Source organism: Halorubrum sp. CBA1229 (assembly GCF_003721435.2).
In the GTDB taxonomy this organism is placed as follows: domain Archaea; phylum Halobacteriota; class Halobacteria; order Halobacteriales; family Haloferacaceae; genus Halorubrum.
This window is the reverse complement of the sequence record NZ_CP054585.1, coordinates 1464682-1484713: the sequence shown is the minus strand read 5'-3', so window position 1 is coordinate 1484713 and position 20032 is coordinate 1464682. Positions and strand designations below refer to the sequence as shown.

At 69.7% G+C, this 20032-nt stretch carries 17 protein-coding genes; 15 read left to right on the top strand and 2 right to left on the bottom strand.

The features are described 5' to 3' along the window. Positions 1–20: 20 nt before the first annotated feature. The 14 genes from Hrr1229_RS07415 to argF all read left to right on the top strand — a co-directional run bounded on the left by Hrr1229_RS07415 (position 21) and on the right by argF (position 15800). On the top strand, positions 21–500 hold the full coding sequence (locus Hrr1229_RS07415) for a histidine kinase (RefSeq protein ID WP_123113491.1): 480 nt from the start codon (positions 21–23) through the stop codon (positions 498–500). Between the two features lie 89 nt (positions 501–589). Further along, the gene (locus Hrr1229_RS07410; RefSeq protein ID WP_123113492.1) at positions 590–1090 is read left to right on the top strand and encodes an ACT domain-containing protein; all 501 of its coding nucleotides are present in this window, start codon (positions 590–592) and stop codon (positions 1088–1090) included. A 152-nt stretch (positions 1091–1242) separates the two neighbouring features. Then, positions 1243–2274, top strand: a complete 1032-nt coding sequence (gene radA, locus Hrr1229_RS07405) for a DNA repair and recombination protein RadA (RefSeq protein WP_123113493.1) — start codon at positions 1243–1245, stop codon at positions 2272–2274. A gap of 507 nt (positions 2275–2781) precedes the next feature. Then, positions 2782–4500, top strand: a complete 1719-nt coding sequence (locus Hrr1229_RS07400; RefSeq protein WP_176329377.1) for an ammonium transporter — start codon at positions 2782–2784, stop codon at positions 4498–4500. Between the two features lie 192 nt (positions 4501–4692). After that, complete coding sequence (locus tag Hrr1229_RS07395; protein ID WP_123113494.1) at positions 4693–6030, top strand: glutamate-1-semialdehyde 2,1-aminomutase; 1338 nt, start codon at positions 4693–4695, stop codon at positions 6028–6030. Between the two features lie 377 nt (positions 6031–6407). Next, positions 6408–7643: an argininosuccinate synthase gene (locus tag Hrr1229_RS07390; RefSeq protein ID WP_123113495.1), complete on the top strand. Its 1236-nt coding sequence runs from the start codon at positions 6408–6410 to the stop codon at positions 7641–7643. Continuing rightward, entirely contained in the window at positions 7644–9167 is a 1524-nt protein-coding gene (argH, locus tag Hrr1229_RS07385) for an argininosuccinate lyase (RefSeq protein WP_176329376.1), read from the top strand. A 265-nt stretch (positions 9168–9432) separates the two neighbouring features. Further along, positions 9433–9621: a lysine biosynthesis protein LysW gene (gene lysW, locus Hrr1229_RS07380; protein WP_123113496.1), complete on the top strand. Its 189-nt coding sequence runs from the start codon at positions 9433–9435 to the stop codon at positions 9619–9621. A gap of 41 nt (positions 9622–9662) precedes the next feature. Beyond that, positions 9663–10550: a lysine biosynthesis protein LysX gene (lysX, locus tag Hrr1229_RS07375; protein WP_123114891.1), complete on the top strand. Its 888-nt coding sequence runs from the start codon at positions 9663–9665 to the stop codon at positions 10548–10550. Continuing rightward, positions 10547–11626: an N-acetyl-gamma-glutamyl-phosphate reductase gene (gene argC, locus Hrr1229_RS07370; RefSeq protein ID WP_123113497.1), complete on the top strand. Its 1080-nt coding sequence runs from the start codon at positions 10547–10549 to the stop codon at positions 11624–11626. The genes lysX and argC overlap by 4 nt, the downstream gene beginning before the upstream one ends. Next, on the top strand, positions 11623–12513 hold the full coding sequence (locus Hrr1229_RS07365; protein ID WP_123113498.1) for an acetylglutamate/acetylaminoadipate kinase: 891 nt from the start codon (positions 11623–11625) through the stop codon (positions 12511–12513). Before argC ends, Hrr1229_RS07365 begins: the two co-directional genes overlap by 4 nt. Then, on the top strand, positions 12510–13637 hold the full coding sequence (locus Hrr1229_RS07360) for an aspartate aminotransferase family protein (RefSeq protein ID WP_123113499.1): 1128 nt from the start codon (positions 12510–12512) through the stop codon (positions 13635–13637). Before Hrr1229_RS07365 ends, Hrr1229_RS07360 begins: the two co-directional genes overlap by 4 nt. Beyond that, on the top strand, positions 13637–14824 hold the full coding sequence (locus tag Hrr1229_RS07355; RefSeq protein ID WP_123113500.1) for a [LysW]-lysine hydrolase: 1188 nt from the start codon (positions 13637–13639) through the stop codon (positions 14822–14824). The genes Hrr1229_RS07360 and Hrr1229_RS07355 overlap by 1 nt, the downstream gene beginning before the upstream one ends. Positions 14825–14900: 76 nt before the next feature. Continuing rightward, positions 14901–15800: an ornithine carbamoyltransferase gene (argF, locus tag Hrr1229_RS07350; RefSeq protein ID WP_123113501.1), complete on the top strand. Its 900-nt coding sequence runs from the start codon at positions 14901–14903 to the stop codon at positions 15798–15800. A 39-nt stretch (positions 15801–15839) separates the two neighbouring features. On the opposite strand, the gene Hrr1229_RS07345 is transcribed toward argF, so the two are convergent. Further along, positions 15840–15995 carry a hypothetical protein gene (locus Hrr1229_RS07345; protein WP_176329375.1) on the bottom strand — a complete coding sequence of 52 codons (156 nt, stop codon included), beginning with the start codon at positions 15993–15995 and terminating at the stop codon, positions 15840–15842. Positions 15996–16459: 464 nt separating this feature from the next. Next, positions 16460–17596, bottom strand: coding sequence for a twin-arginine translocase subunit TatC (locus Hrr1229_RS07340; RefSeq protein WP_123113503.1), 1137 nt, complete (start codon positions 17594–17596; stop codon positions 16460–16462). Between the two features lie 122 nt (positions 17597–17718). On the opposite strand from Hrr1229_RS07340, the gene Hrr1229_RS07335 reads away from it, so the two are divergent. Next, the gene (locus Hrr1229_RS07335) at positions 17719–19950 is read left to right on the top strand and encodes a twin-arginine translocase subunit TatC (protein ID WP_123113504.1); all 2232 of its coding nucleotides are present in this window, start codon (positions 17719–17721) and stop codon (positions 19948–19950) included. Positions 19951–20032: the final 82 nt, after the last annotated feature.

The window sequence follows — 20032 nt, the reverse complement described above, 5'->3', positions numbered from 1 at the left end:
TGCGCGATGAACGAAGCGTCATGGCGACCGAAACCGCGACCGCGGCGAACGAGGTATCGACCGAGACGGGCGACTGGAAGGCGGGCGTGGCCGGCGGGCTCGCCGGCGGCGTCGTCTTCGGACTCGTGATGACGTACGTGATCCCCGCCCCGCTTTTGGGGGTCGTGATCCCGTCGATGTACGGGCTCGCGCCGCCGGCGGCGCCGTTCGTCGGCTGGGTGATCCACATGGCCCACGGGGCGGTCCTCGGCGTCGGCTTCGCCGCGCTCGTCGGACTGAAGCCCTCGATCGGCGAGAACACGGGCGCGGCCCTCGGCGCCGGCGCGGCCTACGGGCTGGCCGTCTGGGTCGGGCTCGCCGTGATCGTGATGCCGATCTGGCTCTCCGCGGTCGGTTCCCCCGCGAACCCGCCGCTTCCCAACGTCAGCGCGCTGAGCGCCATCGGCCACCTCGCGTACGGAGCCGTGCTCGGCGGGGCGTACGTCGGGCTGGCGGACTGAGGCCGCTCGGCCGCGCGCGAGTTCGCCTCGTCCCCCGGCGCGACGCACCGTCATTTATACCGACAGGCCGTCACCGCCAGTAGTAACGAATGTTCGACGAGATCCTCGAGAAGTTCGAGGGGTCACCGAGCCAGCAGGCCGTCATCCGGCTGTTCTTAGAGCGCGGCTTCTCCGTCAACGAGGAGGGCCGCGTCGTCTCCGGCGGGATCGAGATCCCCTACACCGGAATCGCGCGCGAGCTCGACGTCGACCGGCGGGTGGTCGACTCGACGACGGACGCCATCCTGGAGGACCCCGAGCTGAAGCGCATCTTCACCAACATCTCGTCGGTGCCGAGCCTCATGGACCTGGCGCCGGTCCTCGATCTCACGGTCCTCACTATCGAGGTCGCCGCCGCCGACGAGGCCGGGATCGTCGCCGAGGTGACCGGGATCTTGGCCGATCACGGGGTCTCGATCCGGCAGGTGCTGAGCGAGGACCCCGAGTTCACCGACGACCCGAAGCTGTACGTGATCACCGACGCGGAGCTGGCGGGGGAGCTGCTCGTCGAGATCCGCGACCTGGAGTACGTCCGTCGCGTGGGGTTCTGACGGACCAGTTTCGCCGGCGGAACGGCGGGGCGTTTCGACGCGGACGCTTATATACGGAGCCGACGCACTGCTGAGCGCGTCGCGGGCCCCGTTTCACTTTCACTCGGGTGTAAACCAGTCTTTATACCGGATGGCGAACAAGGGTCGTGTACATGCCTGAAGACGAACTCGAGGACCTCCCCGGAGTCGGCCCAGCGACCGCGGACAAGCTCGTCGAGAACGGGTTCGAGAGCTACCAGTCGATCGCCGTCGCCAGTCCCGGCGAGATGTCGAACACCGCGGACATCGGCGAGTCGTCCGCCAGCGACATCATCAACGCCGCCCGCGAGGCCGCCGACGTCGGCGGCTTCGAGACGGGCGCGACCGTGCTCGAGCGCCGCGAGGAGATCGGGAAGCTCTCCTGGCAGATCGACGAGGTCGACGACCTGCTCGGCGGCGGCATCGAGACGCAGTCGATCACCGAGGTGTACGGCGAGTTCGGGTCCGGGAAGTCGCAGGTGACCCACCAGATGGCCGTCAACGTCCAGCTCTCGGAGGAGAACGGCGGGCTGGAGGGCGGCTGCATCTTCGTCGACTCCGAGGACACGTTCCGCCCGGAGCGGATCGACGACATGGTCCGCGGGCTGGACGACGAGATCCTCGCCGACGAGATGGAGCGGCGCGAGATCGAGGGCACTCCGAGCGACGAGGAGGCGATGGAGGAGCTCGTTGCGGCGTTCTTAGACCAGATCCACGTCGCGAAGGCGTTTAACTCCAACCACCAGATCCTGCTCGCGGAGAAGGCGAAGGAGCTGGCGGGCGAACACGAGGAGAGCGAGTGGCCCATCCGGATCGTCTGCGTGGACTCGCTGACCGCCCACTTCCGCGCCGAGTACGTCGGCCGGGGCGAACTCGCTGACCGGCAACAGAAGCTCAACAAGCACCTCCACGACCTGATGCGGATCGGCGACCTGTTCAACACCGCCATCCTCGTCACCAACCAGGTCGCGTCGAACCCCGACTCCTACTTCGGCGACCCGACCCAGGCGATCGGCGGCAACATCCTCGGTCACGCCTCCACCTTCCGGATGTACCTCCGGAAGTCGAAGGGCGACAAGCGGATCGTCCGGCTCGTCGACGCACCGAACCTCGCCGACGGCGAGGCCGTGATGCGCGTGCAGGGCGAGGGACTGAAGCCGGAGTAGCCGGGTCGGGCCCCCGTAATCGACGCCGTCGACTTCCGATCCGAACGCGAACGAGCGGCTCGACGCCCGGATCGCGTCCGGGACCGCAGATCCGGTTGACGAACGTAAATTTTCTCCCGGAAAGCCGAGAACGGCCGATCTCGGCCGTATACCGCCGCAACGCGGGATCCGGCCGCTAACAGGCGTGGCAAAATTCGCCAGCAGCCACCGCGCCCGGCGCCGCGCGACCCGAGATCGGTCGATCCGGGAGATACTGACAGCTTACTTACAAAACGTCCGTCCGGTTTGATCGCAAGGATTGCGGAATCTTCCTCAGAAATATGTCCTTATACACCATGTATCCGTCCTTATATCGGACATCCGCGGTATTATCAAATCTACTTTTTGTGAAACTCAACTCTAACGTTTATATATTCTTGTTCCCCGCTGTCGAAACGTGATTCAGCACATGAACACGAACGAAATGCGCGATTCGAAGGACGTATGTTTAGTTGAGGTGGTCGGAGCGTGACGACCGGCCTCGTCGCGACGGTCGATCCGAGCACGTTCGCGTCCGCGATGAACGGGACGTGGATCCTCATGGTGACGTTCCTGATTTTCTTCATGCACGCGGGCTTCGCCATGCTCGAAGCCGGGCAGGTGCGCTCGAAGAACGTCGCCAACCAGCTGACGAAGAACCTCCTGACGTGGAGCGTCGGAGTGACGGTGTTCTTCCTGATCGGGACGGCGTTCACCAGCGTGATGAGCGGCTCCGGCGGCCCCGTCTCCGCGGCCGGGACGCTGTTCTCCGGCGGCGAGCTCGCCGTCGAGTCCGGCGCGGTCGGCCCGTACGTCAACTGGCTCTACGGCGCAGTGTTCGCCATGACGGCCGCGACCATCGTGTCCGGCGCTGTCGCCGGCCGCGCGAAGCTCCGCGCGTACGTCACCTACACGTTCCTGCTGGCCGCCGTGATCTACCCGATGGTCATCGCGTTCACCTGGTCGGCCTCGGGCGACGGGCTCGTCGCGCAGCTGACCGGCACCGCGTTCCACGACTTCGCCGGCGGGATGATCGTCCACGGCATGGGCGGCATCGCGGGGCTCACCGCGGCCGCCGTCCTCGGTCCGCGGATGGACCGCTACGCGGAGGACGGCTCGACGAACGTCATCCCCGGCCACTCGCTGACCTTCGCCGTCCTCGGGACGCTCATCCTGGCGTTCGGCTGGTACGGCTTCAACGTCGGGACGGCCTCCGTGGTCAGCGGCGGGATGTTCAACACGCTGACCGTCAACCTCGTCGCGATGGGGACGACGATCGCGATGGCGGCCGGCGGGATCGGCGCCGCCCTCGTCGTGTGGCTGAAGACCGGCAAGGTCGACACGCTCTACGTCGCCAACGGCCTGCTCGCCGGACTGGTCGGCATCACCGCGATTCCGGACACCACGGCGTGGTGGGGCGCCTTAGTCGTCGGCGGCCTCGCCGGCGCGCAGCTCCCGATCGTCTTCGAGTTCGTCTCGGACACGCTCAAGATCGACGACGTCTGCGCGGTGTTCCCGGTCCACGGCAGTGCCGGCGTGCTGGGGACGCTGCTGTTCCCGTTCGTCGCCGCCCCGGGCGCTCTGAGTAGCAGTATCGGTGCCCACTTCATCGCCCAGCTGACCGGCGTCGTCATCATCGGCGGCTGGACGCTCACCGCGACCGCGGCCGTCTGGTACGTCCTCAAGGTGAGCGGCGAGGCGCGCGTCACCGCGGAGCACGAACAGGAGGGCCTCGACATCTCCGAGCACGGCGTCGAGACCTACCCCGAGTTCGGCGGCGACCGCGTCGCGACCGACGGCGGTCCGTCCGTCGTCGACACCACCGAGGGCTCCCCGCGCGCCGACGGCGGCGAGGAGGCGGGCTCGCAGATCAAGATGGTCACCGCGGTCGTCCGCCCCGACAAGCTCGGGGCCATCAAGCAGTCGCTCGCGGAGATCAACGCGCCCTCGCTCACCGTGACGAACGTCTCCGGCCGCGGGAGCCAGCCCGCGAAGAAGGGCCAGTGGCGCGGCGAGGAGTTCACGGTCGACCTCCACCAGAAGGTGAAAGTCGAGGTCGTCGTCGCCGACATCCCGGCCGACGAGGTCGCGGACGCGATCGCCGACGCCGCGAAGACCGGCGAGCCCGGCGACGGCAAGGTGTTCATCATGCCGGTCGAGGACGCGCTGCAGGTCCGCACCGGCACGACCGGCCCGGAGGCCGTGTAAGTCGGCGCGGGCACCGACGACCGAGCTCTCGGAGCACCGGACGACCGATCTCGACGCGAGATTTTTCCGTGACGCCGCGGCGCCGAGCCGCAGTGCTCGTCGGCACAGGACCCGGAGCGAACCCCGGCGATCAGACGACGGTCTCGCCGCCGGTCGGCAACTACTTTCACCCCTCCGGCCCAACCGCTGGGCATGAACCACGAGCGCTCCCGCGGGCTGTACGACCGCGCGCTGTCGGTGATGCCCGGCGGGGTCAACTCCTCCGTCCGGGCGACGATGCCGCACCCCTTCTTCGTCGAGCGCGGGGACGGCGGCCACGTCATCGACGCCGACGGCAACCGGTACGTCGACTGGGTGATGGGGTACGGCCCGCTGCTGTACGGCCACGACCTGCCCGACCCGGTCGAGGCGGCGGTCCAGTCGCACGTCGCGGAGGGGCCGATGTACGGCGCGCCGACCGAGATCGAGGTCGAGTACGCCGAGTTCGTGGCGCGCCACGTCCCGAGCGTCGAGTCGATCCGGTTCGTCAACTCGGGGACGGAGGCGACTGTGTCCGCGGTGCGGCTGGCGCGCGGTCACACCGACCGCGACAAGATCGTCGTCATGCAGGGGGGTTACCACGGCGCGCAGGAGTCGACGCTCGTCGAGGGGTCGCCGGGGGACGCGCACCCGTCGACGGCCGGGATCCCCGAGGAGTTCGCCGAGCACACCCTCCCGATCCCGTTCAACGACCCGGAGGCCGCAAAAGCGGTGTTCGAGGAGCACGGCGACGAGATCGCCGCCGTCCTCGTCGAGCCGATCCTCGCCAACATGGGGATCGTGATGCCCGTGGACGGCTACCACGAGACGCTCCGGGAGCTGTGTGACGACCACGGCGCCCTCCTGGTCTTCGACGAGGTGATCACCGGGTTCCGCGTCGGCGGCCTCGGCTGCGCGCAGTCGAAGTTCGGCGTCACGCCCGACGTCACCACCTTCGGGAAGATCATCGGCGGCGGGTTCCCGGTCGGCGCGATCGGCGGGCGGGCGGATATCATCGAGGAGTTCACGCCCGCCGGCGACGTGTTCCAGTCCGGCACCTTCTCGGGACACCCGGTGACGATGGCGGCCGGGAAGGCCGGACTGGAGTACGCCGCCGAGAACGACGTGTACGAGCACGTCAACCGTCTCGGGCGGAAGCTCCGCGAGGGGATGGCCGAGATCTGCGCGGAGCGCGCGCCGGAGTACACCGTCGTCGGCACCGACTCGATGTTCAAGACGGTCTTCACGCGTGACGCGCCCGACGACTCGGACGCCTGCTGCGCCGGCGGCTGTCGGCAGGACCCCGACTGCGCCCGGTACGACAGCTGTCCGAAGACGGGCGCCGACGTCGCCGACGCCGCCACCGACCGCTGGGAGCGGGTGTTCTGGCAGGAGATGAAAGAGCGGGGCGTGTTCCTCACCGCGAACCAGTTCGAGTGCCAGTTCACCTCGTACGCGCACACGGAGGAGGACGTTGAGCGGACGCTGGAGGCGTATCGGGAAGCGATCTGAGCGACGCCGACGATCGCTTATAACCGATCATCCGGTAAAACGCGGAATCGAGAGGGGGTCACAGCGCCGTTGCGGAATGTTTTTATACCGAAACTCGGGTAGGTACAGGTGATGAACGCGGAGGCTCGTCTCGACGCCGCCCTTTTCCGAGGCCGACGAGCCCCGCGACCGCGACGAGGCGTCCGACCGCCGCGACCGGCTTCCGGCGCGGCGCGACGACGGGCCCCCTCGGGCCAGTAATCTTCATTCCCTCGTCGCGTTCGCGCCGTTTCGTCTCGTAGAGTGACAGCTACGTCCTCCGCGAGCGTCGCCGCCGCCGTTTTTATGCAATATCTAAAGCGGTGAATTTAAGGGGTAGAGTCCATTTTACACCGGTAATGGCAACCGTTGCACTCGCGTTCAGTGGGGGACTCGACACCACAGTCTGCGTGCCGCTGTTGAAAGAGGAGTACGGCTACGACGAGGTCATCGGCGTCAACGTCGACGTCGGGCAGCCGACCGAGGAGTTCGACGAGGCGGAGGAGACCGCCGACGCCCTCGGGCTCGACCTCCACGTCGTCGACGCGAAAGCGGAGTTCGCGGAGCTGTGTTTCGACGCGGTGAAGACGAACGCGACGTACCAGGGCTACCCGCTCGGGACCGCGCTCGCGCGCCCCGTCATCGCCGAGGCGATCCTCGGCGTCGCCGAGGAGCAGGGCTGTGACGCCATCGCGCACGGCTGCACGGGGAAGGGGAACGACCAGCTCCGGTTCGAGGCCGTCTGGCGCGGCTCCGACCTCGAAGTCATCGCGCCCGTCCGCGAGCTCGGGCTCACCCGCGAGTGGGAGATCGACTACGCCGCCGAGAAGGACCTGCCCGTCGAGGCCGGCGACGGCGGCGTCTGGTCCATCGACGAGAACATCTGGTCGCGCGCGGTCGAGGGCGGCAAGCTGGAGGACCCGAACTACGAGCCGCCGGAGGACATCTACGAGTGGACCGCCGAGCCCGAGGGCGAGACCACCATCGAGGTGACCTTCGAGGAGGGCGTCCCGGTCGCCGTCGACGGCGAGGCGATGGACCCCGTCCCGCTCATCCAGCACCTCAACGAGTACGCCGGCGGCTACGGCATCGGTCGCACGGACGTGATGGAGGACCGCATGCTCGGGCTGAAGGTCCGCGAGAACTACGAGCACCCGGCCGCGACCGTCCTGCTGACGGCCCACCAGGCGCTCGAGGACCTCGTCTTGACCAAGAACGAGCGCTCGTTCAAGAAGGGGATCGAGCAGGAGTGGTCCGAGAAGGCGTACCAGGGGCTCGTGTTCGCCCCCGTCGTCGACGCGCTGAACGCGTTCGTCGACGAGACGCAGGACGTGGTGACCGGCACGGCGACCGTGAAGGTCTCCGGCGGGAACTGCCGCGTCGTCGCCCGCGACTCCGAGTACGCCGTCTACTCCGAGGAGATGGCCTCGTTCAACACCGAGGACGTCGCCGGCATCGCGCAGGAGGACGCCACGGGCGTCGCGAAGTACCACGGGCTCCAGGAGCGCCTCGCCAACGACGTGAAGGCGGCGGTGTCGAAGCCCGAACTGGCCACGGACGGGAGCGGAACCGACGACGAGACCGACGAGGAGTAGATGACCGACGACGACCCCGGTACGGGGGCGGACGCCGATGCGAGCGCGGGCGACGAGCCCGCTGAGAGCGGCACCGCCGTGCGCCGCGATCGCTTCAGCGGGGGCCCCGCCCGCGAGTTCCTGTCGAGCCTCGCGGCCGACGCGGCCATCTTCGAGGCCGACCTCGCGGTCGACCGCGCGCACACGGTGATGCTCGCCGAACGGGGGATCGTCGACGGCGCGGTCGCGGGCGAGATCCTCGCGGCGCTCGACGACGTGGAGGCCGCCGGCCACGGCGACCTGTCCGACGGCGAGGACGTCCACGAGGCGATCGAGACGGCCGTCATCGACCGGATCGGTCCGGACGGCGGGCGGATGCACACCGCCCGCTCGCGCAACGACGAGGTGGCGACCTGCATCCGGTACCGGCTGCGCGAGGACCTGCTCGCGGCCGCCGAGGCCACGGTTGCACTCCGCGAGGCGCTCGTGGAGGTCGCAAGCGAGCACACGGAGACCGTGATGCCCGGCTACACGCACCTCCAGCCGGCTCAGCCGACGACGGTCGCGCACTACCTGCTGTCGTACGAGGGCGGAGTCGCCCGCGACACGGAGCGCCTGCTCGACGCGTACGACCGGGTCAACCGGTCGCCGCTCGGCGCGGCCGCGTTCGCGGGGACGCCGTTCGACATCGACCGCGACCGCACCGCGGCGCTGCTCGGGTTCGACGGGACGGTCCGGAACTCGACGGACGCGGCGTCGGCGCGCGACTTCCTCGCGGAGGGCGCGACCGCGTGCGCCACGCTCGCGACGACGCTGTCGGGGCTCGCGGAGGACCTCATCCTCTTCTCGAACAAGGGGTTCGTGGAGCTGTCGGACGCGTACGCCTCCACCTCCTCGATCATGCCCCAGAAGAAGAACCCGGACACGCTGGAGCTGACCCGCGGCGTCGCCGGCGACGCGATCGGCGAGGCGACGGGCACGCTGAGTCTGCTCAAGGGGCTCCCCCGCGCGTACAACCGCGACCTCCAGCGCGCCCACGCGGGCGTGTTCGAGATCGCGGGCGACGTGCGGGAGGCGACCGAGGTCGCCGCCGGCGCGGTCGCGACCGCCGACTGGGACGAGGCGACGCTTGCGGCCGCCGCGGGCGACGGGTTCTCGACGGCGACGGGCGTCGCCGACCTGCTCGCGATGGGCGGGATGCCCTTCCGGACGGCCCACGAGATCGTCGCGACGGCCGCGGAGGCGGTCGAGGACGACGATTCGCCGGCCGCGGCGGCCGCAAAAGTTGACGAGGCCGCTCGGAACGTGACGGGCGAGCCCCTCTCCGCGTACGTGAGCCGCGGAGACGTAGAGTCGGCGCTCGATCCGGCCGCCAGCGTGGCGAGCCGCGACTCCGCCGGGGGACCGGCCCCCGAGGCGGTCGCCGGCGAGCTCGACGCCGTCGAGGCCCGGATCGGCGAGGACGACGAGGCGCTGACGGCGGCGCGCGACGCGCTCGCCGCCGCGAGCGAGGCGCTGGACGCGGAGGTCGAGAGCTATGTCTGAGCCGCGACCGCGCGGCGGTCGCCCGCTCGATCGGCACCGGTCGAACCGACGTCGGTCCGGTCGATGTCGACCCGATCGACGTCGGCCCGACCGACGTCGACGACCGTCCCCGTAAGGGGGACACAATTACTACCGGGATCTGACATCCGATCTCGATACGGCGCGATTTCGTCGAACTGCTTCCGTTAGCGGCCGATCCGTTTTATGTAAACTACCCAACAAGTTCGAAGCCTTTATGACCGTTCGTGGCCGAGTGCTTGGTACGATGACGAGCGACACCGACACGCTGCTGGCAGAGGACCCGATCACGGGCGAGGAGATCGAGCTTCCGGCCGACGTCGAGGTCGGCGAGATCATCGACAGCCCGGTCACCGGGACCGAGCTGGAGGTCATCTCGCTGGACCCCGTCACGCTGGAGGAGGCGCCCGAGCTCGAGGAGGACTGGGGCGAGTAGATGGCGACCACCGCCACGACCGCGACTCGCGAGTGGTCGACATGCACGTAGGGATCCTCTACTCCCGGATCCGGAAAGACGAGAAGCTCCTGCTCAACGAGCTCCGCGACCGCGGCCACGAGGTCGAGAAGATCGACGTCCGCAAGGAGCGGTTCGGCCTGGAGTCGACGACGGCGGACGTCGAGGACCTCGATCTCGTCGTCGACCGCTGCCTGTCGACGAGCCGGTCGCTGTACGCGACGCGGTTCCTCGACAGCTACGGCGTTCCGGTGGTGAACGCCCCGGAGACGGGCGACGTCTGCGCCGACAAGGCGAAGAACTCGCTCGCGCTCGCGAACGCCGACATTCCGACCCCGGCGACCGAGGTCTCGTTCACCAAGGAGGCCGCGCTGGAGGCGATCGAGTCGTTCGGCTACCCCTGCGTGCTCAAGCCGGTCGTCGGCTCGTGGGGTCGGCTGATGGCGAAGATCGACACCCGGGACGCAGCCGAGGCGATCTTAGAGCACAAGGAGACGCTCGGCCACTACGAGCACAAGGTGTTCTACGTGCAGGAGTTCGTCGACAAGCCCGGCCGCGACATCCGCGCGCTGGCGGTCGACGGCGAGCCGATCGCCGCGATGACGCGCTCGTCCGACCACTGGCTCACGAACGCCGCGAAGGGCGGCGAGACGGAGTCGTTCGAGCTCGACGACCGGGCGAGAGAGCTGGTCGAGCGCGCCTCCGACGCGGTCGGCGGCGGCATGCTCGGCGTCGACCTGATGGAGGTGGGCGGCACCGACTCCGGCGAGTACACCGTCCACGAGGTGAACCACACGGTCGAGTTCAAGGCGCTCGACTCGGCCACCGATGTCGACGTTCCGGCGAGGGTCGTCGACTGGCTGGAGGCGAAGGTGGAGAACGCTGACGACGCCGCGGAGGCGCACACATGAGCGCCGACGACACGGGCGACGACGCGACGCCCGCGGAGACGTACACCGCCAGCGTCGTCGGCGGCACCGGCTTCACCGGCGGCGAACTGTTGCGGATCCTCGCCGGTCACCCCGCGTTCGACGTGGTGCAGGCCACGTCGCGGTCGGCCGACAACATGACGGTCGGCCGGTCGCACCCGAACCTGCGCGGGCTCGACCTGCGCTTCTCCGACCCCGACGACCTGGAGTCTGTCGACGTCCTCTTCTCGGCGACGCCGCACGGCGTCTCGATGGGGCGGGTCGACGAGTACTTCGAGGTCGCCGACACGGTCGTCGACCTCTCGGCGGACTTCCGGCTGCCCGAGGCCGACGCCTACGACGAGTGGTACGACGGCCACGAGTCGCCGGAGTACTTGGAGCGCGCGGAGTACGCGCTCCCCGAGATCAACCGCGAGAACCTCCCCGGCGCCGACCTGATCGCCGGCGGCGGCTGCAACGCGACGGCGACGATCCTCGGGCTGAAACCCCTGGTCGACGCCGGCGCGCTCGGCCCCGACGCGGGCGAGGTCGTCGTCGACGTGAAGGTCGGCTCCTCGGAGGGCGGCGCCGGCGGCGGCGCGGCCTCCTCGCACCCGGAGCGCTCCGGCGTCGTGCGCCCGTACGCCCCGACCGGGCACCGCCACGAGGCGGAGATCGAGGCGTACCTCGGGCTCGACGTCTCCTTCACGGTGCACGCGGTCGACATGGTGCGCGGCGCGAGCGCGACCTGCCACGTCTTCCCCGACGAGCCCGTCTCGAAGGGGGACCTGTGGAAAGCGTACCGCGGCGCGTACGCCGACGAGCCGTTCATGCGGATCGTCTCCGGCGGGGGCGGCGTCTACCGCTACCCCGAGCCGAAGTCGGTCGCCGGCACGAACCACGGCGAGGTCGGCTTCGAGCTCGACCCCGGCAACCGCCGGGTGGTCGTCTTCTCGGCCATCGACAACATGACCAAGGGATCGGCCGGACAGGCGGTCCACGCGGCGAACGTCGCGCTCGGGCTGCCCGAGACCGCCGGGCTCGAATTCCAGGGACTCCACCCGGTGGGATCGCCATGAGCGGAGACGAGCCCGCCGACGAGCCCCCGGTCGTCGTCAAGATCGGCGGCGCGAAGGCGGTCGACCCGGCCGGCGCGGTCGGCGACGTCGCTCGCCTCGTCGCCGATGGGCGCGAGGTCGTCGTCGTCCACGGCGGCTCGACTGTCGTCGACGAGACGATCGAGCGGCTCGGCATGGAGCCGGAGTACGTCGAGTCCGCCTCCGGCGTCACGGGGCGGTTCACCGACGCCGAGGCGATGGAGGCGTTCACGATGGCGATGGCCGGCAAGCTCAACACCGAGCTGACGGCGCTGTTCCGCGAGGCCGGCGTCGACGCGGTCGGCCTCTCGGGCGTCGACGGCGGGCTCCTCTCGGGGCCCCGCAAGTCGGCGGTCCGCGTGGTCGAGGACGGGAAGAAGAAGATCCGCCGCGGCGAGCACTCCGGGCGGATCGAATCGGTGAACGCCGACCTCCTCTCCGGGCTGCTCGACGACGGCTACACGCCCGTCGTCTCGCCCCCCATGGAGGGGAAGGAGAGCGACGGCGGCGTCACGCCGGTCAACGCGGACGCCGACCGGGCGGCCGCCGCGGTCGCCGGCGCGCTCGGCGCCGACCTCGTCCTCCTCACGGACGTGGCGGGCGTCTACGCCGACCCGGACGACCCCGACACGCGCATCGAGTCGGCGGCGACGCCCGACGGGCTCGCGGCGGTCGAGGACGCCGCCGAGGGGTTCATGGGCAAGAAGGTGATGGCCGCGAAAGAGGCGCTCTCGGGCGGCTCCGGGCGCGTCGTCGTCGCCGACGCCAACGTCGGCGACCCCATCGTCGCCGCGCTCGGCGGCGAGGGGACGACCATGATGCGCTCTGCAGTTGCAGAACAGGCCGAGACCGGAGGTGAGACGGCGTGAGCGGCTTCGTCTTCTCCGAGAAGCCGATCGAGATCGCCTCCGGTGACGGCGTCCACGTCACGGACACCAACGGGACCGGATACCTCGACTTCGGCGCGAGCTACGCCTGCACGCCCGTCGGCCACTGTCACCCCGAGGTCGTCGACGCCGCGACGAGCCAGCTGGAGGAGCTCATGTACGTGCAGGCGTCGTACCCGCACGCGGCGCGGACGGCGCTGTACGAGCGGCTCTCCGAGGCCGGCCCGGTCGACGTCGACAACGTCTGGCTCTGTAACTCCGGCACGGAGGCCAACGAGGCCGCGCTGAAGTTCGCCCGGCACGCGACGGGCCGCGAGAAGATCGTCGCGACGACGCAGGGGTTCCACGGCCGGACGATGGGCGCGCTCGCGACCACTTGGAAGCAGAAGTACAAGGAGGGGTTCGAGCCGCTCGCGGGCGGCGTGGAGTTCGTCGAGTACGGCGACGCCGACGCGATGCGCGAGGCCGTCGACGACGAGACCGCGGCGGTGATCCTCGAACCCTTGCAGGGCGAGGGCGGGATCAACCCCGTCGACACCGAGTACCTGCAGGCGGTTCGCGTCGCGACGGCGACGTCGGGCGCGGCGATGATACTGGACGAGATCCAGACCGGGCTCGGCCGCACGGGGTCGCTGTGGGCGGCCGACAAGCACGACGTGGTCCCGGACGTCCTCACGACCGCGAAGGGGCTCGGCAGCGGGCTCCCGATCGGCGCGACGCTGTGTCGCGACTGGATCGCCGAGGACGCCGGCAATCACGGCTCGACGTTCTCGGGGGGTCCCGTGGTGTCGGCTGCCGCGGGCGCCACGCTCGACGTCATCGAGCGCGAGGGGCTCCCGAGCCACGCCGCCGAGGTCGGCGCGTACCTCCGCGGGCAGATCGAGGAGCGCCTCGGCGACGACGTCCGCGACGTGCGCGGCGACGGCCTGATGATCGGGGTCGAGGTGAAGCGCGGCTCGAACCGCCTGCTGCGCGACCTCGCGATCGACCACCAGATCCTCGCGCTGCCGGCGGGTCGGACCGTGCTGCGCCTGCTCCCGCCGCTGACGATAGAGCGCGAGCACGCCGATAGGGTCGTCGACGCCCTCGCGGAGGTGATCGGGTGATGGCGACCGGGAAGGGACGCGAGAGCGACGCGGAGCCGGAGGCCGAGGACGCGGCGGCCGAGCAGTCCGCTGGCGATGTCGTCGCCGGCGGCGGCTACCCCGCGGCCTGCGACACGCCCGCCCGGAAGCTGCTGTACGACATGGTGTCGATCCCCTCGCCGTCGGGCGAGGAGGAGCGGGCGGCCGAGCGGCTCGTCGACTTCTTCGAGGCGAACGGCCGGGAGGCGTGGGTCGACGAGGTCGGGAACGTCCGCGCGCCGGCCGACGACGCCGTCCTCCTGACCTCGCACGTCGACACGGTCCCGGGCGACATCCCGGTCGAGGTGCGGTCGGCGCCCCCCGAGGGAGAGCTGCCCGAACCGTCCGACGTCCGCGTCGGCGAGCCCGGCGAGCCCGTGCTGTGGGGTCGCGGGGCGGTCGACGCGACGGGACCGCTGGTCTCGATGGCGGTCGCGGCGGTGAAGACGGGCGTCTCCTTCGCGGGCGTCGTCCGCGAGGAGGTCGACTCCGGCGGCGCGCGCCACCTCATCGGCGACCGCGACGCGCCGGACGCGGTGATCAACGGCGAGCCCTCCGGCTGGACCGGGATCACCCTCGGCTACCGCGGCCTGCTGGAGGGGACGTACGTGAACACGAGCGAGTCGGGCCACTCCTCGCGGCCGGAGCCGAACGCGATCCAGCACGCGATCGACTGGTGGCACGGCGTCGAGGAGGCGTTCACCCCCGAGGACCCGGAGACCGCGGTGTTCGACCAGGTGACGACGAAGCCCATCTCGATCGACGGCGGGCTGAGCGACGACGGGCTCGCCGTGGAGACGACGATGGACGTCCAGCTGCGGGTCCCGCCGTCTCGCCCGGTCGACGAGATCCACGAGCTCGCGGAGGCGGAGCTCTCGACCGGGTCGGTGCACTGGGGCGACCCGATGCCCCCCGTGATGGAGAGCCCCCGGACCGGCCTGGCGCGGGCGTTCCGCGTCGCGATCCGCGGCGCCGGCGGCGACGTGCGCCTGCTCCGGAAGACCGGAACGAGCGACATGAACCTCTTCGCGGCCGCGTGGGACTGCCCGATGGTCACCTACGGCCCCGGGAACTCCGATCTGGACCACGCGCCCGACGAGCGGCTCCCGCTCTCCGAGCTGGACCGCGCCGTGAGCGTCCTGACCGACGTCTGTCGCGAGCGACTGTAGCGTCCCGTCCCGTCACCGACCCGCAACGCATCTGTTTTCGAACGACACCACGAACCACACCAACACACCACACACGATGCCACTCGCCACCGACGACTTCCTCGACATCGACGACGTGACGCCCGCCGAACTGGACGCGCTGCTCGACCGCGCCGCCGCGATGAAGGCGGGCGAGACCGACCCCCGACTGAGCGACGCGACGCTCGGGATGATCTTCGAGAAGCCCTCGACGCGCACCCGGGTCTCCTTCGAGACGGGGATGACGCGGCTCGGCGGCCACGCGATGTTCCTCGGGCCGGACGACATCCAGCTCGGGCACGGCGAGCCGCTGAAGGACACCGCGCGCGTGCTCGGCCGATACGTCGACGGGGTGATGGCTCGCCTGTTCGACCACGCCGACGTCGAGACGCTCGCCGAGTACGCCGACTGCCCCGTCATCAACGGGCTCACCGACGAGGCGCACCCCTGTCAGACGCTCGCCGACCTGCTCACCATCCGCGAGACGGTCGGCGAGGACGCCACGGTCGCGTGGGTCGGCGACGGCAACAACGTCGGGCAGTCGTTCGTCGTCGGCGCGGCGATGGCCGGCGTCGACGTGCAGGTCGCCACCCCCGCCGACTACGGGATGGACCCCGCCGTCTTCGACCGCGCCGCCGAGTTCGGCGCGGACGTGGCGCCGACCACGGACCCGGAGACCGCGATCGAGGGCGCCGACGTCGTCTACACCGACGTGTGGATCTCGATGGGGCAGGAAGACCAGCGCGAGGAGAAGCTCGCCGCCTTCGACGGGTTTCAGGTGAACGCGGACCTGCTCGCCGGCACCGACGCGAAGGTGATGCACTGCCTGCCCGCGCACCGCGGCGAGGAGGTCACCGACGACGTACTCGAATCCGACCGCGCCCTCGTCTGGGACCAGGCCGAAAACCGGATGCACGCGCAGAACGCGCTGCTCGTCGAACTGCTCGGCGGGGCGTGAGGGCGCCGCGGGCGGGACCGATCCGGAACCGCCGCGACCTCACCGACGGTTCGGCGGCTCGCGGTCGTCCATAAGAAAGACGCTGTCCTGATTCGGGTCGAAATACACCTCCAGCGCGCGGAGGGCACCCACGTACGCCGCGATCGCGGCGAACACGAACGAGATCGCGGCCGGAACGACGAGACCGAGGACCATCCCGAGCCGATCGCTCCCTCCGGACTAATGCGTATCGGCGGCGCGGCGGCGCGTGCCTGCGAGCGGCCGGAGCGAAGCGGAGGCCGCGAGTCGCACGCGCGAGGGAGTCGGCCGACCGAAGGGAGGCCGACGAGGCTGGGGAGGTGTGAGGTGCGGTTGCGGTGCGGTCCGGGTGGGACTCAAAGGGGCAGTCGCGAGGGCGACGTAGGCGACGCAAGCACCGCAGGGAGCGAACGCAGTGAGCGACCGAGGAGCACAGCGAGCGTACGTCGCCCTCGCGACTGGGGCTTTGGAGGGGTTCGTCGCCGATCCGCGGTCAACTATTTATAAACGAGCGGCTGGGGATTTGGCGGAGTCCGTCGCGGATCCACCGGCAACGGTTTATAAACGAGCGGCTGGGGCTTCGGAAGCGTTCACCGGCACTCCGCGGTCGACCACTTATAAACAACCGACGGAGACCGGATCTAGTTCCCGGTCCAGCGCAGGATCGCCAGCGTCCCCTCGTACAGGACGATCATCGTGAGCGTCACGATGATGGGCGCCATCCCGGTCGGGTCGGGGCTGAAGAGGAACGCGATCCCGAGGAACGCCCCCCAGAACAGCAGGCGCTTCGCCTCCAGCCACTGGCGGGTGACGAGGTTCATCATGATCGCGAGCATGATGAACAGCGGGATCTGGAAGACGATCGCCATGAACGCGAGCATGATGACGATCAGGTTGAACGTCTCCGCGAGCCCGAAGGCGATCGTCGCGGCGTCGGAGGTGTAGGTGGTGAAGTACGAGAAGATCGCGGGCAACACGAGGAAGTGGGCGAACGCGATGCCGATGCCGCCGAGCACGAGGCTCGTCGGGACCGCCGCGAGGTAGTAGCGCCGCTCGTTCTCGTAGAGCCCGGGCTTCATGAACCGGTAGGTCTGGTAGACGAACGCCGGGAGTCCCACGACGACGCCCGCGAGCCCGGCGACCTTCAGCCGGGTGAGCGGGAGCTCGAGGGGCCCGTACAGCCGCGGGCGATTCATCGTCGGCTCGGGGATGTGGTAGCTCCAGAAGTAGTTGATCAGCTCCGTCGACTCCGTCACCACGACGAGCGTCGCGAGCCCGCCGAAGAGGAAGACGACCGCGAGCCGCCGCATCATCTCCTCGATGTGGGCCGCGAGCGGCATCTCCTCGTCCGACTCGGGCGCCTCTAACCCCTCGAAGGAGTCGTCGGTCGTGCCGTCGTCCGCGATCGTCGCGTCCTCGACGGTTCCGGCGGCCGCGTCCTCGGCCGTCGCCGGCGTCCCGCCGTCGCCGAGGCTCTCGGTCGACTCGCCCTCGGCCGGTGCGCTCGGGTCGCTGTCGTCCGGTACCCTCGGATCGTCGTCCGCGTCGCCGTCCCCGCCGTCGTCCGCGGAAGAAGCCTCGGCGGCCTCGTCGTCGGCGACGTCGCCGACTTCGGGCGTGACCTCCGGCGACACCTCGGAGTCGACGGAGTCGGTGCCGACGGAGTCCGGCTCGTCCCCATCCGCGTCGGTGCCGCCGCCGTCGCTGGCGGCGTCGTCGGCGACCGAGTCGTCCTCGGGGGCCGATGGCTCGTCGCGGGACCGGTCCGAGTCGTCCATTCACTTCACGTTCGCAACCGGGCGACTATAGGCCTTTTCGGATAGAGCCGAGAGGAACCGGGTGCCACACCGCACGCGACGGGTAGAAAAGGTTGATAACGGGGACGGACTTCCACTCCCCTATGGCGAGTGCCCTCGACGAGGATACCCAGCAGTCGCTCGCGGAGGGACGCGAGTCGGCGAAGGCGTTCCTCCGGTCGATCCAGAAAGACCTCCAAAAGGTGTTCGTCGTCTTCCTGCTGGGATTCCTCGCGACGTTCTGGGCGCTCCGTATGTACGTCTGGGAGTTCCTCTACACCGTCACGAAGTCGAACATGTCTCCCGCGGTCGCCGCCGAGGCCGACGTCATCGCGACCACCCCGTTCGAGGTGATCCTCCTGCAGGCGAAGATCGGGCTGATCGTCGGCGCGATCGTCGCGATTCCGCCCCTGATCTACGTCTCGCGCGACGAGCTCCGCGCCCGCGGCGCGTGGCCGCAGTCGCCGATCCCGCGCTGGAAGCTCGCGGGGGTCGGACTCCTCGGCGGCGGCCTGTTCACCGTCGGCGTCGGCTACGGGATCTACGCGTTCTTCCCGATCATGTTCTCCTTCCTGGCCGGCTTCGGGCTGGAGGCCGGGATCCAGCCCACCTACTCCATCGTCATGTGGACGGAGTTCATCGTCTTCCTCTCGCTTTCCTTCGGGCTCGCCGGGCAGATGCCCCTCCTCATCACCGGGCTCTCGTACTCGGGAATCGTTCAGTACGAGACGTTCCGCGACAAGTGGCGCTACGCGGTCGTCGCCATCTTCGTCTTCGGCGCGGTGTTCTCGCCGCCGGACCCGTTCACACAGCTGATGTGGGCGTTCCCGCTGATCGCCTTGTACGGCTTCAGCCTCTACCTCGCGAAGCTCGTCGTGACGGCCCAGCGGAGCTCCGACCGCATCGACGTGCTCGGCGCGGTCCGGAACCACTGGAACGTCGTCGGCGGCGCGGCCGTCCTCGGCGGCGGGCTCGTGTACGCCTTCTACGAGTACGGCGGCCGGACCGCGTTCAACGACCTCCTCCGGCTGGCCAACAGCGACTGGCGGTTCCTCGAGCCGGGCGCCGGCCTGGGCGTCGACCCCGCGACCGCCGCCGGGATATACGCCGCCGTGTGGGCGCTGGCGTTCGTCGCCGTCGCGACGCTGTGGGCCGTTTACGCCGACCTCGACACGACGAGCGCGGGGTACCAGTACGGCGACCCGGCGGCCATCGACGTGAGCGAGCTCGACGCCGCCGGCGTGCGGGCCGCCCCCGACGACGCCTTCGCGGAGATGGGCGAGGAGGAGTCGCTCGCGCTCGCGCAGGCCGCGATCGACGACGACGATCCGGAACGGGCGCAGGCGATCCTCGACCGCTTCGACGAGGTGAACGAGGGCGGCGGCGGAGCGGACGGAAGCGAGGACGGCGACGGAACCGGTGACGCGGGCGCGAGCGGGTCCGGCGGCGCGGGCGACCAGGGCGGACTGATGGGCACGATGCAGGACCGGACCTCCCGCGCGAGCTCGACGTTCCTCTCCGAGCTCACCGACGGCGAGGAGGAGGCGGCCGAGGACGACATCGGCGGCTACTACACGGACGTCAAGTTCATCTTCGACTCGCTGCGGTCGCGGTCGTTCCGGCTCGTCGCCGTCTTCGGCGCCGTGATGGCGGCCGCGTTCACGTGGCTGTACCTCGGGGGGCTGGCGACGGTGCGAAACGACCTCGAACGGCGCGTCCCGGCGGAGATCGAGGGCGGGATTAACATCATCACGCTCCACCCCGTCGAGGCGCTGATCTTCATGGTGAAGTTCTCGATCCTGCTCGGGATCGTCGCGGTGTTCCCGGTCGTGCTCTACTACGCGTGGCCGGCCCTGCGCGAGCGCGGCTTCGTCGCCGGGCGGGTCACCCAGGTGTACCTCTGGACGGGCGCGCTGTTCGGCGGGCTGATCGGCGGCTTCGCGCTCGGCTACGCCTACGTCGCGCCGGGGCTCATCGGCTGGCTCGTGACCGACGCGCGGCTCGCGGACATGATCATCACCTACCAGGTGAGCGACTTCCTCTGGCTCGTCATCTACACGACGATCGGGCTCGGGTTCCTCGCGGACATCCCGATCGCCATGGTCCTCCTGAACAACGCCGGCGTCCCGTACGACGTGTTCCGGACCCGCTGGCGCGAAGTCACCGTCGGGATCATGCTGTTCGCCGCCGTGTTCACCCCCGCGGACGTGATCACGATGCTCCTCGCGACGCTCCCGCTGATGGCGGCGTACGGGGTCGGCGTCGGCCTCCTGTTCCTCGTCACGTTCGGCGGGCGTCGGAACCTCTCACCGCCCTCGAAGGTCATCGGGCGCTGAAGGGATCGGGCGCTGAGGGAACGGCGCTGAGGGGATCGGACGACCGGCGGCGGTGATTCCCCCGGGGGACCGACGAGTATTC